This window comes from Pedococcus sp. P2_E4 (assembly GCF_056403935.1).
The window spans coordinates 46,457-67,207 of record NZ_JBFUEO010000013.1 but is presented as its reverse complement, the minus strand read 5'-3'; the positions used below and the strand labels follow the sequence as shown (position 1 = coordinate 67,207).

Genomic DNA, 20,751 nt, shown 5'->3' with positions numbered 1-20,751 from the left:
GTCATGAGCTGGGACGGGGCCCTGGAGTCCACCCGCTCGGCGGTCGTCTGGCTGCTCGAGGCCTCCTCGGTGCCGGTGCTCACCTACTTCTTCGTCATCAACACGTCCTACCTCGTGGTCATCACCCTCGCGGCACTCGAGTTCCGCTCGCAGGCCCGGCGGCGGGACTCCGCGGTGGCGGCGCTGGGAGGCCCGCTCACCCCCGGGGTCTCGCTGGTGGTGCCGGCCTACAACGAGGAGGCGGGCATCGTCACCTCGGTCAAGGCCCTGCTGTCGCTGCGTTACCCGCGGCACGAGGTCGTCGTCGTCGACGACGGAAGTGCCGACGCGACCCTGGCCCGCCTCGTCGAGGCCTTCGACCTCGTCGAGATCCCGCGGGCGATCCCGCAGGACGTCCCGGTCCACGCGACGGTCAAGAGCGTGCACGTGCCGCGCGACGGGCACACCCGGCTCATCGTGGTGAGCAAGGAGAACTCGGGACGCTCCGAGGCGATCAACCTCGGGATCAACGCGTCCACCGAGCCGCTCGTTGCCATGATCGACGCCGACTCGATCCTCGAGCCCGACGCGCTGCTGCGGGTCACGCAGCCCTTCACCGACGACCCGACCCGGATGGTCGCCACCGGCGGGACCATCCGCGCGGTCAACGGCAGCCGGGTCGTGTCAGGGCGCGTCGTCAAGGTCGAGCTCCCGCGCCGCTGGCTGCCCCGCATCCAGGTCGTCGAGTACCTCCGCGCGTTCCTGCTCGGCCGCACGGGGTGGTCGAGGTTCGGTGGGCTCATCCTCATCAGCGGCGCCTTCGGCCTGTTCCGCCGCGACGTCCTCGTCGAGGTGGGTGGGCTCGACCACACCAGCATCGGCGAGGACTTCGAGCTCGTCATGCGGATCCACAAGCGCATGCGCGACGAGGGCCGTGACTACCGCGTGCAGTTCGTCCCGGAGCCGGTCTCGTGGACCGAGGTCCCGAGCACCTTCGGGGTTCTGCGCAGCCAGCGGCGACGCTGGCACCGGGGGCTGTGGGAGACGCTCTGGACCTACCGCGGCATGCTGCTGCGACCGAAGTACGGCCGGGTCGGCATGGTCGCCCTGCCCTACTACTGGCTGTTCGAGCTCATCGCGCCGTTGCTCGAGGCGTTCGGAATCGTCATCGTGCCGATCGCCCTGGCCCTCGACGTCATCAACCTGCCGTTCGCGATCCTCTTCCTGCTGCTCGCCTACGGCTACGCCATCTTCGTGACCCTGTGCGCGCTCGCCGTCGAGGAGTGGGCCTTCCACCGGCACGACCGCTGGCGTGACCTCGGGGCCATCGTGGTCGCGTCGGTCCTCGAGAACATCGGCTACCGGCAGCTCACCGTCCTGTGGCGCCTCGAGGGCTGGTGGGCGAGCCTGCGGGGCAAGAAGCAGGTGTGGGGAGTGATGACCCGCACCGGCTTCGAGGAGCCTGTGACCGACGAGCCGGTCGCAGGGCGGGCCAACCGGTGAAGGGACTGGTCCAGCGGTCCGTCGCCCTCCAGCTCCGGCTCATCGGCTCGGCCCTGATCGCGCTCGTGGCCCTGGTGGCCGTCGCCTCCTACTGGAGCCTCACCTCCCAGAGCCGCGACATCCAGGGGCTCACCCTGGCCTACGGCCCGGCCTTCGACGCCAACAACGCCGTGCTCATTGACATGACCGAGGCGAACGCCGGCTGGAGCCAGCTGGTCGGTGGGTCCGCCCCCCTCACCCGGTACCGGCTCAAGCAGGAGGTCGTCGCCGCCGACCTCCAGACCCTGGAGAACTCGCTCTCCTCCTCGGCCGTGCCGGAGCGGCAGCGCGGCCGCTACCTCAAGGGGCTCACGGAGCAGCGGGCCGCCATCGACGCCTGGTTCACCGCAGCCATCAGGGCCGAGGACGCGCTGTCCACCCGGTCCCTGGCCGAACGCAGCACGCTCGAGGCCGAGGCGATCAACCAGTTCAGGCTCTTCCGCGACAGCAACCGCGACCTCAACGAGGCCGTGCGCAGCGAGCGCGACGCAGCCCGCCGGGGGTCGCGGTCCTCGATCCAGGGCGTGCTCTGGGTCTTCGCCGCGACCGCCCTCCTCGGGACCGGCATCATCGTCGGCGCCGGCGAGCTCCTGAAGCGGTCGCTGGGGGCGCCGCTCGCGCGGCTGCGTCGGGTCATGGACCGCCAGCGGGACGGAGACCGCGAGGCGCTGGCCGACGTCGCCGTCGGTGCCGCCGAGGTGCGCGCCCTGGCAGCGGACTTCAACGGCCTGACCCGTGCCAACGGCATCCTCGAGGAACGCCAGGCCGAGATCCTGCTGGCCCACCGCCTGGCCATCGACGTGGCCCGCGTCGTCCACGGGGCCAAGGACACCCGGGATGCCCTGGGGTTGGTCTGCGGGATGCTCGGCGAGGGACTGGCCGCCGACCGCGTCCTGCTCTACTCCCACGACGAGCTGGGCGAGATCGACCAGCGCACCCAGTGGCACCGCTACGACCTGCCCGACCTCGACCCGCTCCCGCCGTCGCTGGCGAGGGAGGTGCACGTGGTCAACGCCGAGCTGCGTCGCACGGCCAGCTTCTTCGCCCCGTCGGACCTCCTCGCGCCGGAGGTGCAGAGCGACGAGCGGGCAGGTCGCTTCCACGCGGCGACCGGGGCGCGCAGCCTGCTCATGGTCCCGGTCGGGGTCGGTGAGCGCGGCCTCGGCGTGCTGGCCGTGATGATGGTCGACGCCCCTCGGAGGTGGCGGCGCCACGAGGTGCAGACCGTCCAGCAGTGCGCCGGCTACCTCGCCCAGGCCGTGGTCGCGATGCGGCTCTCCGAGATGCAGGACGTCCAGGTGCGGCAGCTCACCGAGCTCGACCGGCAGAAGACCGACTTCATGGCGACGGTGTCCCACGAGCTGCGCACCCCGCTCACCTCCATCGCCGGCTACCTCGAGATGCTCGAGGACGGCGACTACGGCGAGCTGAGCGTCCGCCAGGTCGAGGCGCTCGGCACCATCGGGCGCAACGCGACGAGGCTGCGCGGCATGATCGAGGACCTGCTGGTGCTCAACAAGATCGAGGCGTCCGGCGTCCAGCCGACCCTGTCCGAGGTGCCGGTGAGCCAGCTGTTGACCGGGGTCGTCGAGGTGCTGCTGCCGACGGCCGCCATGGCCGAGGTCGACCTCCAGATGGCGCCGGTCGAGGCCGGCCTCGTGGTGGCGGTGGACCCGGCCCACATGGAGCGCACCTTCATCAACCTCGGCTCCAACGCCATCAAGTTCACGCCGGCCGGCGGTCGCGTCGAGCTGACCGCCGAGCGTGACGGGGAGCGGGTCCGCATCACCGTCGCCGACAGCGGGATCGGCATCCCCGAGGCCGACCAGCAGCGACTCTTCCAGCGGTTCTTCCGCGCCCGCAACGCCCACGACGCGGCGATCCCGGGCACCGGGCTGGGGCTCGTCATCGCCCGGACCATCGTCATCGGCCACGGCGGTGACCTGCGGCTCGAGTCGGTCGAGGGGCAGGGGACGACCGTGCGGGTGTGGCTGCCCCTCGTGGGGCCCGACGCCCCGCCCGACGCGGCCACCCCAGGAGCCCTCACGCGGCAGGACTCCCGGGTCGACTCCGGGAATGGCACGGCGGCCCCCGCCGTTTAGGAGATGTGCGCCGCTCTCTGGCACACTTGACCGCTGACCGGTTCACGGCAGGTCCACTGCTCCACAGCACGGACAGGGCATCCGCCCAGCCGACCCGGCCACACTGACTCAAGGAGCACGCTTTGAAGAAGGACATCCACCCCGAGTACGTCGCCACCACGGTCACCTGTACCTGTGGCAACACGTTCGAGACCCGCAGCACGGCGACCAGCGGCGCGATCCACGCCGAGGTCTGCTCGAACTGCCACCCGTTCTACACGGGCAAGCAGAAGATCCTCGACACCGGTGGCCGCGTGGCCCGCTTCGAGGCCCGCTACGGCAAGAAGGCCGCTGCGAGCTCCTAGCTCTTCCGATGCGCCGGTCCTGACCCTCGGGGTCAGGGCCGGCGCATTCGTTTCCCCGCAGTCCCGCCGCACGCCCCCGAAGGAGCCCTCGATGCTCGAGTCCGCCGCCGCTCTCGTCCAGGAGCACGCCGACCTCGAGAAGCAGCTCGCCGACCCGGCCGTGCACGCGGACCTCGACGCGGTCCGGACCCTCAACAAGCGGTATGCCGCGCTGGCGCCGACCGTGGCGGCATACCACGCGTGGCACGCCGCCACGGACGACCTGGCCACCGCGCGCGAGCTCGCCCAGGACGACGAGGGCTTCGCAGCCGAGGTGCCGGCGCTGGAGGCGACGCTGGCCGAGGCCGAGGGGCGGCTACGCCGCCTGCTGGTGCCCCGCGACCCCGACGACGACCGCGACGTCATCCTGGAGGTCAAGGCCGGTGAGGGCGGCGAGGAGTCCGCGCTGTTCGCGGGCGACCTGCTGCGGATGTACCTGCGGTACGCCGAGCGCAGGGGGTGGCGCACCGAGGTCATCGACGCGACCGAGTCCGACCTCGGCGGCTACAAGGACGTCCAGGTGGCGGTCAAGGCCAAGGGGACGCCGCAGCCGGGGGAGGCCCCCTGGGCGCGGCTGAAGTACGAGGGTGGCGTGCACCGCGTGCAACGGGTCCCGGTGACCGAGAGCCAAGGGCGCATCCACACCTCGGCCGCCGGAGTCCTCGTGATGCCCGAGGCCGAGGACGTCGAGGTGACGATCGACGCGAACGACCTCAAGATCGACGTCTACCGCAGCTCGGGCCCGGGCGGGCAGTCGGTCAACACGACCGACTCGGCGGTGCGCATCACGCACCTCCCGACCGGTGTCGTGGTGTCCTGCCAGAACGAGAAGAGCCAGCTCCAGAACAAGGAGTCGGCCATGCGTGTGCTGCGGGCCAGGCTGCACCAGATCGCCCAGGACGCCGCCGACGCCGAGGCCAGCGCGGCCCGGCGCAGCCAGATCCGCACGGTCGACCGCAGCGAGCGGATCCGCACCTACAACTTTCCCGAGAACCGCATCGCCGACCACCGCACCGGCTACAAGTCCTACAACCTCGACACCGTCCTCGACGGCGAGCTCGACCCCGTCGTGCAGTCGGCGGTCGATGCCGACGAGGCCGCGCGTATGGCCGCGGTCGCCGAGGGCACCGACGCGACGTGACGACGTTCCGACGCGAGGTCGCCCTGGCCAGCGCGGCGCTCGCCGACAAGGGGATCGCCTCGCCCGAGGCCGACGCGTTGGCGCTCGCCGCCTTCGTCCTCGGCAGTGATGTCTCGGACGTCCGACGTCGCATGGTGATGCTGGACGAGGCGGACGCCGGGTTCCTCGACAGGTACGCCGGGCTCGTGGTCGAACGGGCGGCCCGGGTGCCGTTGCAGCACCTGACCGGCCGCGCCGGGTTCCGCCACCTCGACCTGGCCGTCGGCCCGGGGGTCTTCGTGCCGCGGCCCGAGACCGAGTTCGTGGCCGGGCTCGCGATCGAGGCGGCGCTCGCGCTCGACGCCCCCGTCGTCGTCGACCTCTGCACGGGCTCGGGTGCCATCGCGCTCGCCGTCGCCGACGAGGTCCCCGCCGCGACCGTGTATGCCGTGGAGCTCGGCGAGGATGCCCACGCGTGGGCCGCGCGCAACGTGGTGGACACCGGCCTGGCCGTCGACCTGCGGCACGGCGACGCCACCACGGCCTTCCCCGAGCTCGACGGCCACGTGGACGTGGTCGTCGCCAACCCGCCGTACATCCCGGTCGGCATGGTGCCCCTGGACCCAGAGGTGCGCGACCACGACCCCGAGCTCGCGCTCTACGGCGGCAGCGACGACGGGCTGCGCATCCCCCTGGCCGTGGCGCTGCGTGCCGCCGCCCTGCTCCGCCCGGGTGGCCTGCTGGTGATGGAGCATGCCGACAGCCAGGGCGAGACGCTGCCCACAGCGCTGCGCCGCACGGGGCTCTGGACCGAGGTGACGGACCACGACGACCTCACGGGCCGGCCTCGGGCGACGGTGGCCGTCCGCGCCTGACGCCGGGGTGTCGGCGAGGCGTCGGCGGCGTCCCGGGGGGCCGCGAGCGGCGCACCCGAGCCGCGCACCCGAGCCCCTCACCCGAGCCGGTAGAACCGCCAGAACCCGAAGTCGTCCACCGGCAGGTCCGAGACGGTGGTGAACCCCGCGTGCTCTGCGTAGCGGCGGAGCACCGCGGGCCGCATCACCGTCCCGGTCGCCGCGCTCGGCTGGCTCGACATCCCGTCGGGGAGGCAGATGAACAGGCTGAAGCCGTACATCAGGCGTTCCAGCTCGTCACCGAGCGGGCTGAACTCGTCGGCCACGTTCTCGTCCATCACCACCATGAAGCCGCTCGGGGACAGTGCTCGTCGGACAGCGGCCAGCACGTCCACGGGACGGGGCATGTCGTGGATGCACTCGAACGCGAACGCCGCGCTGAAGTGGCCGGTGGGCAGCTCCGCGGCGTCCCCGGCCGTGAAGCGCACCCGGTCCGAGACGCCGGCGGTCTCCGCGTTGTCCCGCGCCAGGGCGATCGAGGGCTCGTCGACGTCGAAGCCGCGCAGCTGCGCCAGCGGGTAGGCCCGGGCCAGGGCGATGGTGGACCACCCGGCACCGCACCCGACGTCGGCGATGACCGCGTCGGGGCTGCCGAGGGCCTGGTCGATCGGGTCGAGGGCGGCCAGTGCGCCGCCCAGCTCCAGCTCGAACCACGGCCGGTTCATGTCCGCCTGCGACAGCCGGGCGTCGTCGCCGAGCTGGTCCCAGCTCACCCCACCGCCGGTGCGGTACGCCTCGAGCAGGTGGGGGAGCTGAGGGCCGACGGCGGCGAACATCCGGGCCAGGGGGGCGAGGTAGTTGAGGCTGAGCTCGTCGGTCATCACCTCGGCCGTGGCCTCCGGGATGGCATAGACCCTCGCGTCGCCGCGCTCCTCGGTGAGGGGCTGCACGGGCTCGTCGACCGTGAGCAGGCCCGTCACGGCCTGCTGCTCCAGCCACTCCCGGACGTACCGCGGGTGGGTGGACGTGCGGGCGGCCAGCTCGAGGGGGGTGGCGGGACCCGCCTCGACGAGGCTGCGGTACCACCCCAGCCGGTCGCCCACGTGGACCGACAGGAGGTCCGCCATGCCCAGGGCTGCGTCGAGGACGCGCTCGGCCAGCTGCTCGGCCGTCGTCTGCTCAGGGGTCTGGACCATGCGTTCCACGGTGTCCGGACGATCGTCCCGGCGACAACGTGCATTCTGCGTAGAGGCGCCCAGAGGTGGCTGCGGGCCACCCCCGCGGGGAAACTAGTCTGGGGTCCATGAGCCCCGTCTATGACTGCACGACCGAGGAGGGGCGCGCCGAGGGCGTCGCCCGGGCCAGCGAGGCCATTCGCTCCGGCGGGGTGGTGGTGCTCCCCACCGACACCGTCTACGGCATCGGCGCGGACGCGTTCTCCCCGGAGGCGGTGGCCTCCGTGCTCGCCGCCAAGGGCCGCGGACGTGAGATGCCGCCCCCGGTGCTCGTGCCCAGCGTCCGCACCGTCGACGGCCTGGCCAGCGACGTGCCGTCGTGGGCCCGCGACCTCATCAAGGCGTTCTGGCCGGGCCCGCTCACCCTCGTCTTCACGGCGCAGTCCTCCCTCATGTGGGACCTCGGCGAGACCAACGGCACCGTGGCCCTGCGCATGCCCGAGGACGACGTCGCCCTCGCGCTGCTCAGCGAGGTCGGCCCGATGGCCGTCACCAGTGCCAACCTCACCGGGCAGCCCCCGGCGACGACGGTCGTCGAGGCGGCCACCCAGCTGGGCGCCGCGGTGTCGGTCTACCTCGACGGCGGGCCGGCGACGGGCACCGAGGTCTCGACGATCCTGGACTGCACCGGCGACGCGCCCGTGGTGCTGCGCGCCGGGGCCATCAGCCAGGAGCAGATCGACGAGGTGCTGAGCCCGGACACCTCGGAAACCCACCCGGACGACGCAATAGAGTTGCCCGCGGATCCCACCGACGAGAGCACCCTCCAGGAGACCCCCGATGAGCGCTGACACCTTCTACGGCTCCGACTTCGGCGCCCTCGAGTCGTTCGACCCCGAGATCGCGGGGGTGCTCCTCTCCGAGCTCGACCGCATCCGCGGCGGTCTCCAGCTCATCGCCTCCGAGAACATGTCGAGCCCCGAGGTGCTCACCGCGCTCGGCTCGACCCTGTCCAACAAGTACGCCGAGGGTTACCCGGGTCGTCGCTACTACGGCGGCTGCTCCGAGGTCGACAAGGCCGAGACGCTGGCCATCGAGCGGTGCAAGGCACTCTTCGACGCCGACCACGCGAACGTCCAGCCGCACTCGGGTGCCAGCGCCAACCAGGCCGTCTACGGCGCGTTCATGCAGCCGGGCGACACGATCCTCGCGATGGCGCTGCCCATGGGTGGCCACCTCACCCACGGCAGCAAGGTGTCGTTCTCGGGCAAGTGGTTCAACGCCGTGCACTACGGCGTCGACAAGCAGACCGAGGACATCGACTACGCCGAGGTCGAGCGCCTCGCCAAGGAGCACCAGCCCAAGGTGATCCTCGCCGGCGGCTCCGCGATCCCGCGGCTCATCGACTTCGAGTTCTTCCGCAGGCTGGCCGACGAGATCGGCGCCATCTTCTGGGTGGACGCCGCGCACTTCATCGGTCTGGTCGCCGGCAAGGCGATCCCCAGCCCCGTGCCCCACGCCGACGTGGTCACCTTCACGACCCACAAGGTGCTGCGCGGCCCGCGCTCGGGTGCCCTCGTCTGCAAGGAGGAGCACGCCGCCAAGCTCGACAAGGCCGTCTTCCCGATGATGCAGGGCGGGCCGCAGATGCACACCATCGCGGCCAAGGCCGTGAACTTCAAGGAGTGCGCGACCCCGGAGTACCAGGACTACGCCAAGCGCGTCGTCGAGAACGCCGCGGTCCTCGCGACGGCGTTGGGGGACAAGGGGATCCGCCCGACCACCGGTGGCACCGACACGCACCTGTCCCTGCACGACCTCCAGGGCGTGGGGGTGACCGGCGCCGACGCCGAGGCGCGCTCCGACGCCGCCGGCATCGTCCTCAACAAGAACGCCATCCCCTTCGACCCGCAGAAGCCCAACATCGCCAGCGGCATCCGCGTCGGCACGCCGTGCGTCACCACGCAGGGCATGGGCACCACCGAGATGGAGCGGATCGCCGAGCTCATCGCCACGGCGGTCACGCAGGGCGACGCCGACCCCGACCACGCGGTCTCCCGCGAGGTCCGCGCCGGTGTCACCGACCTCGTGACCCGCTTCCCGGCATACTCTCGGGGCTGAGCCCACCACCCACCCGAGAGAGCCGGGAGGCACGCCCTAAGTGCGCGAGTACCTCCTCGTCCTGATGGTCGCCGCGGTCATCACGTATGCCGCGACGCCCTTCATGCGCGCGGTCGCCGTCCGCACCGGTGCCTTCACGCCGGTGCGCGACCGGGACGTGCACGCCACCCCGATCCCGCGGCTGGGGGGAGTGGCGATCTTCCTCGGCTTCGCGGCGTCGATGCTGGCCGCGAGCCAGCTGCCGTTCCTCGGACAGGTGTTCCAGCTCGGCCCGGAGCTGCAGGGGGTGCTGCTGGCGTCCGGTCTGGTGTGCCTGCTCGGCGCGATCGACGACATCCGTGAGCTCGACTGGCTCACCAAGATGGGTGGCCAGCTGATCGCCGCGGGGATCATGGCGTTCAACGGCGTCCTGCTGTTCCAGCTGCCGATCGCGGGGGTGACGGTGCTGCCGACGCCGATCACCGTCGCGCTCACGGTGCTGGCCGTGGTGTTCTGCACCAACGCCGTGAACTTCATCGACGGGCTCGACGGACTGGCCGCAGGCGTCGTCGGCATCGCGGCGGCGTCGTTCTTCGTCTACAGCTACCTGATCTCGCGCAGCTACGACCCGCCGAACGTCTTCTCCTCGGCGACCTTCATCTCGGCGGCGCTCATCGGCTGCTGCCTGGGCTTCCTGCCCCACAACTTCTACCCGGCCAGGCTGTTCATGGGTGACTCCGGTGCCCTGCTGCTGGGGCTGCTGCTGGCCGCCGCGATGATCTCGACGACCGGCGGGGTCACGCCCTCGCAGGTGAGCGCCAACCCCGTCGCGGCGACGCTGCTGCCGCTGGCGGTCCCGATGGCGATCATCCTGCTGCCCGTGGTCGACGTGATGTCGGCGGTCGTACGCCGTACGAGGCGCGGGCAGCGGCCGTGGCAGCCCGATGCCCAGCACCTGCACCACCGCATGCTCCAGATCGGACACGGCCACCGGCGGGCGGTGCTGCTGCTCTGGCTGTGGGCCGCCGTCGCTGCGGTGGGCTCGGTGAGCTTCGTCCTGCTGACCGACGCACGGCTGGCGGCCGGGGGAGTGGTGGGCCTCGTGGTCGTCGCAGGCGTGCTCACGGTCTGGCTGCCGCGGTGGGCCCCCGCAGGTCGCGTGCCGCGCAAGGACCTCTGAGGCATCTCCCCGCGGGTCCACCCCCTGCGACGTTGCCGCGGCCGGCTCACCCTGCCGCGAGCACGCCCGCGGCAACCTGCGACGACCGCGGCAACGTCGGACTGCCTGTCCACAGGGCCACCGGCTGGGGCCGCGCGACGCGCGCCGACTGGGCCACGCTGGCCCGGTGAACCTGGGGGACTTCGCCGTCGACGGACTGGTCAGCGCCGCGCAGGCGCGGGCGCTGGGGGTGGAGTGGAACACGCTGCGCCGGTGTGTGGCGTCCGGGACGCTGCACCGCGTCATCCCCGGTTGGTATGCCGTGAACCGCCTGCGAGCCCCGCCGCCCGTCACGTCCTCGAGGCGAGGGCGTGGGTGCGGCACTTCCAGGGTCACGCGCTCGCCAGCCACCACAGTGCCGTCCTGCTGCACGGCCTGCCGACCCTGGGCGTCGACCTGGCCCAGGTGCACCTCACGCGGGCCGCCGACCGTCATACCCGAGCGCGGGCCGGTCTGTCCGTGCACCCCGCGCTGGTCGTCCCCACCGTCACCGACCGCGAGTGCGGCCGCGCCCGTTCGGTGGCGGTCCACGTGGCGCTGTCCGTCGTGCAGACCGGAATGGTCAACGGCTCCCTCAACACCCTCGTGTCGGGCGACGCTGCCCTGCGCACCCGAGCGACGACCATGGCTGACATCGAGGCCGCGGTCCACGTGCTGCGCCGCATGCCGGGGCTGGCCGCCGTGCGACTCGTGGTCGGCCAGCTCGACGGCCGCCACGAGTCGGTGGGCGAGACCCGACTGGCCCACGTGTTCCGCGGGCTGGGCATCGCCGCGACGCCGCAGGTGTGGGTCCGGGGACTCCGGGACTGGCGGGTCGACTTCCTGGTCGACGGGACGCGCGTCGTCGTCGAGTTCGACGGCGGGGTCAAGTACACGGGTCCGGGCGGACGCGATGCACTCCTGGCCGAGAAGCGCCGTGAGGACGCACTGCGCGAGCTGGGGTTCGAGGTGGTCCGCGTCACCTGGGCGGACCTCGCGCAGCCGCAGGTGATCCGCGCCCGGGTGAGGGCCGCCGTCGCGCGGGCAGCGCGGCATACCGCCTGACTGCGCACGCGTTGCCCACGGTGCCGCCCACCACGCCCAACCGCCCACGCTTCGCCCACGGTGCCGCGGCCACCTCACCTTGCCGCGAGCACGCCCGCGGCAGAGAGAGGTGAGCGCGGCAACGTCCGGCGTGACCGGGAGAGAGGGCCGGGCGAAGGCCCCGGTGACGCCCCGACAGCGCTTGTGATACCTTTCACAAGCACCCGACGACGGGTGCAGACCCCCCGTTCGCCAGGCACTCCAGCCGCGACGAAACAGGCAGGCCAGACATGACGCAACCCAGCGCCTCGACGGGTTCCTACCCGTTCAGCGCCACGCTGCGTGGCTCGGTGATCCCGGCCCTCGGCGCCGGTGTGCTGGCATCGGTCGTCCTGGCCCTGTTCCGTGGTCTCGACGGCGGCGTCTCCGCCCTCGTCGGCGTCGCGATCGCCATCGGCTTCTTCGCCTCCGGCCTGCTGCTCATGGAGAAGCTGGTCAAGGACCGCAACCCGATGCTGTTCATGGCGGTGGGCATGAGCGTCTACTTCGCCCAGGTGCTGGTCCTGCTCGGAGTGCTCGTCGTGGCGCGTCGCGTCGAAGCCCTGGACTCGTTCGCCGCAGGCGTCTCGATGCTCGTCACCGTGCTGGTCTGGCAGGTCGCCCAGATGGTCGCCTGGCGACGCGCCCGCGTGCCCGTCTACGACGCCCAGCAGCTGCCGGGGGAGGAGCGTCCGTGAGCGCGATTCCCCGCGTCGCAGGGATGGGTACCCGTCCGGTAGCGTACGTCGTGTTCCGCGCCGGACAGGTGCCGGACGAGTGTCCTCACAGGTTGCCCCGCACCGACCGTGAAGTCCCCGCGGTGAACGGGTTGTTCTTCAGTTCATTCGAGGAGAGGTTGTGACACCGACCGTGGTGCTCTCACACATGATGGCCAACACCGGTGCAGTCGCCGCCGAGGGTGGCGAGGGTGGTTTCCACACCCCCGGCGTCGCGGACTTCTGGTGGCCCCTGATCGGGGGCAACAGCCCGTGGACGCTGACGCGCCCGGCGCTGGTCCTGCTGATCTCGGTCGGTGTGCTCGCGTGGTTCTTCGTCGGCACGAGCAGCAAGCTGTCGGTCGTCCCCACCAAGCGCCAGTTCATGGTCGAGGGCGTCTACAACTTCGTCCGCAACACCATCGGCCGCGACATCATCGGCACCAAGGACTTCATGCAGTTCGTGCCGCTGCTGTTCACCCTCTTCACGGTGATCCTGCTCAACAACGTGTTCGGCATCGTGCCGCTCGTGCAGTTCCCCACGATGAGCCGCGTGGGCATCCCGATCGTGCTGACGCTCATCGTCTACATCGTCTACCACACGGTGGCGATCCGCCGTAAGCACGGCGTCGTCGGCTACATGAAGTCGCTCATCCCGCCCGGTCTGCCCGGCTGGCTCAAGCCGATCCTGTTCGCGCTGGAGTTCCTGACCTACTTCGTGATCCGCCCGCTGACGCTCGCACTGCGACTCTTCGGCAACATGCTCGCCGGCCACCTGATGCTGCTGGTGTTCATCCTCGGCGGCGAGTACCTCCTGCTCCACGGCGACAACCTGTTCCTCAAGACCTCGGGCGTGCTGTCGTTCGGCTTCTCCATCGGGATGACGTTCTTCGAGCTCCTCATCGAGTTCCTGCAGGCCTTCATCTTCACCCTGCTCGCCGCCCTGTACATCTCTGACGCGGTGTCCGAGCACCACTGACAGTCGGGCCCGCCCGACTCGCGCAAGACCCCGCAAGACCAACTGAAAACAACACCCCACGACACCGGGAACTGGTCCCGGTGCCATCGAAAGGAAACGACATGACTGGCGACATCGCCTACCTCGGCTACGGCCTCGCCGCGATCGGCCCCGGCATCGGTGTCGGTCTGATCTTCGCCGCCTACATCAACGGGGTCGCCCGTCAGCCTGAGGCGCGCGGCATGCTCCAGACCATCGCCTTCACCGGCATGGCGATCACCGAGGCCCTGGCCATCCTGGGTCTGGTCTTCGCCTTCGTCTTCCAGGGCTGACACACACCATCCACGGCCCGGCACTACAGATAGGACGCGATGTGATCGCCGCATCCCTAGTCGCAGCTGACGAGGAGACCACCGGTTTCCCCTCGGGGTTCCCGCTGCTCCCGCACCCCGCCGAGATGATCGTCGGGTTGATCGCCTTCGGCATCTTGTACTGGCTGTACAAGACCAAGGTCGTCCCCCGCATGGAGGCGCTGTACGCCGAGCGCACGGCTGCCATCGAGGGCGGTATGCAGCAGGCCGAAGAGGCTCAGCAGCAGGCTCAGGCTGCCCTCGAGCAGTACCAGGCGCAGCTGGCCGAGGCCCGTGCCGAGGCCGCCCGCATCCGCGAGGAGGCCCGCGAGCAGGGTGCTGCGATCGTCGCGGAGATGCGCGGTCACGCGCAGTCCGAGGCCGCGCGCATCACCGAGGCCGCGCACAAGCAGATCGAGGCGGAGCGCCAGCAGGCCGTCGTCTCCCTGCGCAGCGAGGTGGGACGCCTGTCCACCGACCTGGCCGGTCGCATCGTCGGGGAGTCGCTCGAGGACGAGGCGCGTCAGCGCGGCATCGTCGACCGGTTCCTGGCCGAGCTCGAGGCTGGCGACATCAAGCCCGAGAAGGTCGGAGAGGGCGCCTGATGCGTGGGTCGTCGCGGGCAGCCGCCGTCGCTGGGGAGAAGGCCCTCGAGGCCGCCCTCGCCGCGGGGGCGGACCGCAGTGCGCTCGCCGAGGAGCTGCTTGCCGTCACCGCACTGATCGACGGCAGCGCCACCCTGCGACGGGCCCTCGCCGACCCGTCGCGGGAGGCCGAGGGCAAGCAGGCCCTCGCCGAGCGGCTGCTCAGTGGCAAGGTCTCGGCCGAGGCCATCGTCGTCGTGAAGTCCCTGGTGGGACAGCGCTGGTCGTCGGAGCGGGACCTGTCCGACACCGTGGAGCAGCTCGGCATCGAGTCGCTGCTCGCAGCGGCCGAGTCGGCGGGTCGCATCGACCGGGTCGAGGACGAGCTGTTCCGGTTCGAGCGCATCGTGGCGGGCAGCCCCGAGCTGCGCGACCGCCTGACCAACCGCCAGGGCGACGTCCAGGCCAAGGCCGGCGTCGTCAACGAGCTGCTCGAGGCCAAGACCGCCCCCGAGACCCAGCGCCTCGCGCGCCAGGCCGTCCTGGCACCCCGCGGTCGCAAGCTAGACCGGACGCTGGAGCGCTACCTGGCCCTCGCGGCCAAGCGGCGCGAGCAGATCACCGCGGTGGTCACCGCGGCGACCGACCTCACCGAGCAGCAGCGCGAGCGGCTCTCGAGCGCCCTGCAGGGCATCTACGGCAAGCCGGTGCTGCTGCAGGTCGTGCTCGACCCGCAGGTGCTCGGCGGCATCCGCGTGCAGGTCGGCGACGAGGTCGTCGACGGCACCGTGCTGCGCCGGCTCGACGAGGCGCGACGGCACATCGCCGGCTGAGCACCACCTCGCCGGCCGAGCGCCGACCGGCACCCAACTGAAGAGCACCACCCACCACTGGCTTTCGGTTCCACCAGGGACCGGCATCTGCACCGTTAAAGGGAGAAGAGATCACATGACGGAGCTTTCGATCCGTCCGGAGGAGATCCGGGACGCGCTGGACAACTTCGTTCAGTCCTACGAGCCCGGCGCGGCCTCCCGCGAAGAGGTCGGCCGCGTCACCGATGCCGGTGACGGCATCGCCCACGTCGAGGGCCTGCCCTCGGCCATGACCAACGAGCTGCTCGAGTTCGAGGACGGCACGCTGGGCCTCGCGCTCAACCTCGACGTCCACGAGATCGGTGTGGTCATCCTCGGTGACTTCTCCAAGATCGAGGAGGGCCAGGAGGTCAAGCGCACGGGCGAGGTCCTCTCGGTCCCCGTCGGCGACGCCTTCCTCGGCCGGGTGGTCAACCCGCTCGGCCAGCCGATCGACGGCCTCGGCGCGATCGACACGACCGAGCGCCGCGCGCTCGAGCTGCAGGCGCCCACGGTCGTCCAGCGCAAGTCGGTCCACCAGCCCCTGCAGACCGGCCTCAAGGCCGTCGATGCCATGACCCCCATCGGTCGCGGCCAGCGCCAGCTCATCATCGGTGACCGCCAGACCGGCAAGACCACGGTCGCGGTCGACACGATCATCAATCAGAAGCAGAACTGGGACTCCGGTGACCCCGAGCAGCAGGTCCGCTGCATCTATGTCGCCATGGGCCAGAAGGGCTCCACCATCGCTGCCGTCCGCGGCACCCTGGAGGACGCCGGCGCCCTGGAGTACACCACCATCGTCGCCGCCCCGGCGTCCGACTCGGCGGGCTTCAAGTACCTCGCGCCCTACACCGGCTCGGCCATCGGCCAGCACTGGATGTACCAGGGCAAGCACGTCCTCATCGTGTTCGACGACCTGTCCAAGCAGGCCGAGGCCTACCGCGCCGTGTCGCTGCTGCTGCGCCGCCCGCCGGGCCGCGAGGCCTACCCCGGTGACGTGTTCTACCTGCACTCCCGCCTGCTGGAGCGCTGCGCCAAGCTGTCCGACGACCTCGGTGCGGGCTCGATGACCGGTCTGCCGATCATCGAGACCAAGGCCGGCGACGTCTCGGCGTACATCCCGACCAACGTCATCTCGATCACGGACGGCCAGATCTACCTCCAGGCCGACCTGTTCAACTCCAACGTCCGTCCCGCGATCGACGTGGGTGTCTCCGTCTCCCGAGTCGGTGGCGCCGCGCAGATCAAGGCCATGAAGGACGTCTCGGGCCGCCTGAAGCTCGACCTGGCCCAGTTCCGCGCCATGGAGGCGTTCGCGATGTTCGCCTCGGACCTCGACCCGGCGTCCCGCGCCCAGCTCGCGAAGGGCGCTCGCCTGGTCGAGCTGCTCAAGCAGCGCCAGGCCGCGCCGTTCCCGATCGAGGAGCAGGTCGTCTCGATCTGGGCCGGCACCAGCGGCCAGCTCGACTCCGTGGCGGTCGAGGACGTCTCGCGCTTCGAGGCCGAGTTCCTCGACTTCCTGCGCCGCGAGAACAAGGGCATCCTCGACGCGATCCGCGAGTCCAAGAAGTTCGCCGATGAGACCCGCTCGGCACTCGAGGGCGCCGTGACGAAGTTCAAGGAGCAGTTCGCGGCGTCGGGCTCGGAGAACACCCCGGTCGGCCACGAGGCCGACCCCGGTGCCCTCGAGCACGAGGTCGAGCAGGAGAAGATCGTCAAGCAGAAGCGCTGACCGTATGCCGGGTGCGCACCTCGTGCGCACCCGGCACCCAGCGAACGTGCCGCCACCACGCGGCACACCCCAGACACGAACACGGCACCACCACGAACACGGCAACCTGAACACCCCCACGAACGAGAGAGGCGGCAACATATGGGAGCGCAGATGCGGGTCTACCGCCAGCGCATCCGGACCGTCCAGGCGACCAAGAAGATCACCCGGGCGATGGAGCTGATCGCTGCATCCCGCGTGGTCAAGGCGCAGCAGCGCGTCAAGGAGTCGTCGCCCTACGCCCGGGCGCTGACGCGTGCGGTGTCGGCGGTCGCGACGTACTCCAACGTCGACCACCCCCTGACCACCGAGCACGACGACGTGCGCCGCGCCGCGGTCCTGGTGCTCGCCTCCGACCGCGGTCTCGCGGGCGCCTACAGCTCCGCAGCGATCAAGGAGTCCGAGCGGCTCATCGGTGACCTGCGTGCCGAGGGCAAGGAGGTCGTGCCCTACCTGGTGGGTCGCAAGGCCACCGGTTTCTACCGGTTCCGCAAGCGTGAGTTCGCGGCCGAGTGGAGCGGGTTCACCGACCAGCCGACGTTCGACGTCGCGCGCGAGATCGGGGAGCGGCTCGTCGCCGACTTCAACCGGCCGTTCGACGAGGGCGGGGTCGACGAGGTCCACATCGTCTTCACCAGGTTCGTCAACATGGTGACCCAGACGCCCGACGTGATCCGCATGCTGCCGCTCGAGGTCGTCGAGGGCGAGGAGGCACCCGCCGAGGGCGACGTGCTGCCGCTCTACGAGTTCGAGCCGAACGCCGAGCAGGTGCTGGACGCGCTGCTGCCCAAGTACGTCACGGCGCGCATCTACAACTGCCTGCTGCAGGCCGCCGCGTCCGAGCTGGCGTCGCGCCAGCGGGCCATGAAGTCGGCGACGGACAACGCCGAAGAGCTCATCAAGAAGTACACCCGGCTGGCCAACCAGGCCCGCCAGGCCGAGATCACCCAAGAGATCAGCGAGATCGTGGGCGGCTCCGACGCCCTCGCCGACGCCAGTTGAGAAGGTAGAGAGAAACCAATGACTGCCACTGTCACTGAAGAGACCAAGGCCGCCACCCCCGGTGGCATCGGCCGCATCTCCCGCATCATCGGCCCGGTCGTCGACGTGGAGTTCCCCGCGGACGCGATGCCGGAGCAGTACAACCTGCTGACCACCGAGGTCGAGCTCGCGGGTGAGAAGAAGAGCCTCAACCTCGAGGTCGCCCAGCACATCGGCGACAACATGGTCCGGGCCATCTCGCTGCAGCCGACCGACGGCCTCGTCCGCGGCACCCAGGTCCAGGACACCGGTGGCCCCATCTCGGTGCCCGTCGGCGACCAGACCCTCGGCAAGGTCTTCAACACCACCGGCGAGGTCATGAACCTCGCCGAGGGCGAGACCTTCGAGGTCAAGGAGCGCTGGGGCATCCACCGCAAGGCTCCCGCCTTCGACCAGCTCGAGTCCAAGACCCAGATGTTCGAGACGGGCATCAAGGTCATCGACCTGCTGACCCCGTACGTCCAGGGTGGCAAGATCGGCCTGTTCGGCGGCGCCGGCGTCGGCAAGACGGTGCTCATCCAGGAGATGATCGCCCGAGTCGCCCGTGACCACGGTGGTGTGTCGGTGTTCGCCGGTGTCGGCGAGCGCACCCGTGAGGGCAACGACCTCATGGTCGAGATGGAGGAGGCCGGCGTCCTCGGCCAGACCGCCCTCGTGTTCGGCCAGATGGACGAGCCGCCGGGCACGCGTCTTCGCGTCGCCCTCTCCGCGCTCACCATGGCGGAGTACTTCCGGGACGTCCAGAAGCAGGACGTGCTGCTCTTCATCGACAACATCTTCCGCTTCACGCAGGCCGGTTCCGAGGTCTCCACCCTCCTCGGCCGTATGCCGTCCGCCGTGGGCTACCAGCCCACCCTCGCCGACGAGATGGGCACGCTCCAGGAGCGGATCACCTCGACGCGTGGTCACTCGATCACCTCGATGCAGGCGATCTACGTGCCGGCCGACGACTACACCGACCCGGCTCCGGCCACGACGTTCGCGCACCTCGACGCGACGACGGAGCTGTCGCGTGAGATCGCCTCGCTCGGCATCTACCCGGCCGTGGACCCGCTGACCTCGACGTCGCGCATCCTCGACCGCCGCTACATCGCCGAGGACCACTACACGACCGCGGTGCGCGTCAAGCAGATCCTCCAGCGCAACAAGGAGCTGCAGGACATCATCGCGATCCTCGGTATCGACGAGCTCTCCGAGGAGGACAAGATCCTCGTCAACCGTGCCCGTCGCATCCAGCGCTTCCTGTCGCAGAACACCTACGTCGCCAAGCAGTTCACCGGCATCGAGGGTTCTACGGTCCCGCTGACGGACAGCATCGAGGCGTTCACCAAGATCGCCGACGGCGAGTACGACCACGTGCCCGAGCAGGCGTTCTTCATGTGCGGTGGCCTCGACGACGTCGAGCGCCAGGCTGCCGAGATCGAGAAGAACCTCTGAGTTCTGCTCCACCAGCACGACCCTGTAGCGCCACTGGGGGCCAGCCACTCGGCTGGCCCCCACGGCATACAGGTTGGTCCGCAGCGGCGATCCGCGCGGGCCGATAGACTTGACCTGCAACCAGCACCGTGGAGGACCACACCGTGAGCACCCTGGAAGTCGAACTCGTCGCCGCCGACCGCAAGGTCTGGGAGGGCCAGGCCGACATGGTCGTCGCACGCACCGTCGACGGCGAGCTGGGCATCCTGCCCGGCCACACCCCGCTGCTGGGCGTCCTCGTCGAGGGTGACATCCGCATCAAGGCCAGCGGTGGCGACAAGGTGGCGCGCGTGGACAGCGGCTTCCTGTCGGTCGACCGCGACAAGGTCATCATCGTCGCCGAGGCCGTCGACGCCTCGCAGATCTCGGCCTAGGTCGAGCGGGCTCCACGCATGTCGCCCGTCGTCTCCGCGGAGATCGTCGCCGGCGTGCTCATCGTGGCTGCCCTGCTCACGCTGACCTTCATCTTCGTGCGCCGTCGCGTGCTCGCGTCCGGCGCCACCCTCATGCTCTGTGCCCTGCAGCCCCACGGTCGGTCCCAGTACCGCTTGGGGCTGCTGCGTTTCGCCGGTGACTCCCTGGAGTGGTTCTCGCTCGTCGGGCCGTCGCTGCGGCCCGGCCGCACCTGGGAGCGGGCGCGGCTCGAGCTGGACGCGCCCCGGGCCGCACAGGAGCCGATCGCGGGGCTGCCCGACGCCGTGACCGTGCGCTGCCACTACGGCAGCGACGAGTTCGCGGTGGCCCTGGCGCCGTCGGCCTACACGGCGATGCGCAGCTGGCTCGAGAGCTCGCCGCCGGGGTTCAACGTCAACGTCGCCTAGTCGGCCTGGGGGCTGGACCCGCGTTGGGGCGGGCCCTCGGCGCGCCCGCCACCGGGCTGCCACAGGATGTCGCCACCGATCGGCAGGTTCGCGACCCGGGCGAGGACGAACAGCAGGTCCGACAGCCGGTTGAGGTACTTCGCGGTGAGCACGTTGACCCCGCCCTCACCCTTGGTGCCGGTCCCCGGAGCGTCGCCGTATGCCGCGACGGCGGCCCACGCCGCGCGCTCGGCCCGGCGCACGACCGTGGTCGCCAGGTGCAGGTGGGCCGACCCGGGCGTGCCCCCGGGCAGGATGAAGGAGCGCAGCTTGTCGACCTCGGCCAGGTAGCGGTCGCAGTCGGCCTCGAGCTCGTCGATCCACGCTGCGTCGACGCGCAGCGGCGGGTAGTCGTAGGTCTGTTGCAGCGGCGTACAGAGGTCCGCGCCGACGTCGAAGAGGTCGTTCTGGACCCGGCGGAGCACGGTGACGACGTCGTCGCGCAGGTCGCCAGCCGCCACGGCCACCCCGATGGCGGCGTTGGCCTCGTTGGCGTCGGCGTAGGCGAGCAGGCGCGGGTCGGTCTTGCTGGTGCGGCTCATGTCGCCCAGGTGGGTCCGCCCGTCGTCCCCGGTGCGGGTGTAGATGCGCGTCAGGTTGACCAT

At 70.6% G+C, this 20,751-nt stretch carries 21 protein-coding genes; 19 read left to right on the top strand and 2 right to left on the bottom strand.

The annotated features are described in order from the left end of the window. Positions 1–3 precede the first annotated feature (3 nt). From AC1DV7_RS08745 to prmC, 5 genes are all read left to right on the top strand, one after another. Positions 4–1,482, top strand: a complete 1,479-nt coding sequence (locus tag AC1DV7_RS08745) for a glycosyltransferase family 2 protein (protein ID WP_477596596.1) — start codon at positions 4–6, stop codon at positions 1,480–1,482. Then, positions 1,479–3,623 carry a sensor histidine kinase gene (locus AC1DV7_RS08740; RefSeq protein WP_477596594.1) on the top strand — a complete coding sequence of 715 codons (2,145 nt, stop codon included), beginning with the start codon at positions 1,479–1,481 and terminating at the stop codon, positions 3,621–3,623. The genes AC1DV7_RS08745 and AC1DV7_RS08740 overlap by 4 nt, the downstream gene beginning before the upstream one ends. Positions 3,624–3,745: 122 nt before the next feature. Beyond that, on the top strand, positions 3,746–3,967 hold the full coding sequence (gene rpmE, locus AC1DV7_RS08735; protein ID WP_477596592.1) for a 50S ribosomal protein L31: 222 nt from the start codon (positions 3,746–3,748) through the stop codon (positions 3,965–3,967). A gap of 91 nt (positions 3,968–4,058) precedes the next feature. Beyond that, positions 4,059–5,147 (top strand): peptide chain release factor 1, encoded by a 1,089-nt coding sequence (prfA, locus tag AC1DV7_RS08730; RefSeq protein WP_477596590.1) that lies wholly within the window; start codon positions 4,059–4,061, stop codon positions 5,145–5,147. After that, positions 5,144–6,001 (top strand): peptide chain release factor N(5)-glutamine methyltransferase, encoded by an 858-nt coding sequence (prmC, locus tag AC1DV7_RS08725; RefSeq protein ID WP_477596588.1) that lies wholly within the window; start codon positions 5,144–5,146, stop codon positions 5,999–6,001. The genes prfA and prmC overlap by 4 nt, the downstream gene beginning before the upstream one ends. Before the next feature lie 77 nt (positions 6,002–6,078). Here the strand turns inward: prmC and AC1DV7_RS08720 are convergent, their stop codons facing one another. Next, complete coding sequence (locus AC1DV7_RS08720; protein ID WP_477596586.1) at positions 6,079–7,176, bottom strand: class I SAM-dependent methyltransferase; 1,098 nt, start codon at positions 7,174–7,176, stop codon at positions 6,079–6,081. A 107-nt stretch (positions 7,177–7,283) separates the two neighbouring features. On the opposite strand from AC1DV7_RS08720, the gene AC1DV7_RS08715 reads away from it, so the two are divergent. From AC1DV7_RS08715 to AC1DV7_RS08650, 14 genes are all read left to right on the top strand, one after another. Next, the gene (locus tag AC1DV7_RS08715) at positions 7,284–8,006 is read left to right on the top strand and encodes an L-threonylcarbamoyladenylate synthase (RefSeq protein WP_477596584.1); all 723 of its coding nucleotides are present in this window, start codon (positions 7,284–7,286) and stop codon (positions 8,004–8,006) included. Then, the gene (locus AC1DV7_RS08710; protein ID WP_477596582.1) at positions 7,996–9,276 is read left to right on the top strand and encodes a serine hydroxymethyltransferase; all 1,281 of its coding nucleotides are present in this window, start codon (positions 7,996–7,998) and stop codon (positions 9,274–9,276) included. The genes AC1DV7_RS08715 and AC1DV7_RS08710 overlap by 11 nt, the downstream gene beginning before the upstream one ends. A gap of 40 nt (positions 9,277–9,316) precedes the next feature. Continuing rightward, the gene (locus AC1DV7_RS08705; RefSeq protein ID WP_477596580.1) at positions 9,317–10,435 is read left to right on the top strand and encodes a glycosyltransferase family 4 protein; all 1,119 of its coding nucleotides are present in this window, start codon (positions 9,317–9,319) and stop codon (positions 10,433–10,435) included. Between the two features lie 354 nt (positions 10,436–10,789). Then, positions 10,790–11,518, top strand: a complete 729-nt coding sequence (locus AC1DV7_RS08700; RefSeq protein ID WP_477596578.1) for a hypothetical protein — start codon at positions 10,790–10,792, stop codon at positions 11,516–11,518. A 269-nt stretch (positions 11,519–11,787) separates the two neighbouring features. Next, positions 11,788–12,234, top strand: a complete 447-nt coding sequence (locus AC1DV7_RS08695) for a hypothetical protein (protein WP_477596576.1) — start codon at positions 11,788–11,790, stop codon at positions 12,232–12,234. A 187-nt stretch (positions 12,235–12,421) separates the two neighbouring features. Further along, positions 12,422–13,231: a F0F1 ATP synthase subunit A gene (gene atpB, locus AC1DV7_RS08690; RefSeq protein WP_477596638.1), complete on the top strand. Its 810-nt coding sequence runs from the start codon at positions 12,422–12,424 to the stop codon at positions 13,229–13,231. A gap of 101 nt (positions 13,232–13,332) precedes the next feature. After that, on the top strand, positions 13,333–13,542 hold the full coding sequence (atpE, locus tag AC1DV7_RS08685; protein WP_056140202.1) for an ATP synthase F0 subunit C: 210 nt from the start codon (positions 13,333–13,335) through the stop codon (positions 13,540–13,542). 41 nt (positions 13,543–13,583) lie between these two features. Then, entirely contained in the window at positions 13,584–14,165 is a 582-nt protein-coding gene (locus AC1DV7_RS08680) for a F0F1 ATP synthase subunit B (protein ID WP_477596574.1), read from the top strand. Beyond that, the gene (locus tag AC1DV7_RS08675) at positions 14,165–14,977 is read left to right on the top strand and encodes a F0F1 ATP synthase subunit delta (protein WP_477596572.1); all 813 of its coding nucleotides are present in this window, start codon (positions 14,165–14,167) and stop codon (positions 14,975–14,977) included. The genes AC1DV7_RS08680 and AC1DV7_RS08675 overlap by 1 nt, the downstream gene beginning before the upstream one ends. A gap of 115 nt (positions 14,978–15,092) precedes the next feature. Next, positions 15,093–16,730 carry a F0F1 ATP synthase subunit alpha gene (gene atpA / locus AC1DV7_RS08670; protein WP_477596570.1) on the top strand — a complete coding sequence of 546 codons (1,638 nt, stop codon included), beginning with the start codon at positions 15,093–15,095 and terminating at the stop codon, positions 16,728–16,730. Between the two features lie 141 nt (positions 16,731–16,871). Continuing rightward, entirely contained in the window at positions 16,872–17,771 is a 900-nt protein-coding gene (locus AC1DV7_RS08665) for a F0F1 ATP synthase subunit gamma (protein WP_477596568.1), read from the top strand. A gap of 18 nt (positions 17,772–17,789) precedes the next feature. After that, positions 17,790–19,247 carry a F0F1 ATP synthase subunit beta gene (gene atpD, locus AC1DV7_RS08660; protein ID WP_477596566.1) on the top strand — a complete coding sequence of 486 codons (1,458 nt, stop codon included), beginning with the start codon at positions 17,790–17,792 and terminating at the stop codon, positions 19,245–19,247. Positions 19,248–19,390: 143 nt separating this feature from the next. Beyond that, positions 19,391–19,660: a F0F1 ATP synthase subunit epsilon gene (locus AC1DV7_RS08655; protein ID WP_477596564.1), complete on the top strand. Its 270-nt coding sequence runs from the start codon at positions 19,391–19,393 to the stop codon at positions 19,658–19,660. An 18-nt stretch (positions 19,661–19,678) separates the two neighbouring features. After that, complete coding sequence (locus AC1DV7_RS08650; protein WP_477596562.1) at positions 19,679–20,107, top strand: DUF2550 family protein; 429 nt, start codon at positions 19,679–19,681, stop codon at positions 20,105–20,107. On the opposite strand, the gene AC1DV7_RS08645 is transcribed toward AC1DV7_RS08650, so the two are convergent. Beyond that, on the bottom strand, positions 20,104–20,751 hold the full coding sequence (locus tag AC1DV7_RS08645) for a cob(I)yrinic acid a,c-diamide adenosyltransferase (protein WP_477596560.1): 648 nt from the start codon (positions 20,749–20,751) through the stop codon (positions 20,104–20,106). The two genes, AC1DV7_RS08650 and AC1DV7_RS08645, sit on opposite strands and share 4 nt — an antisense overlap.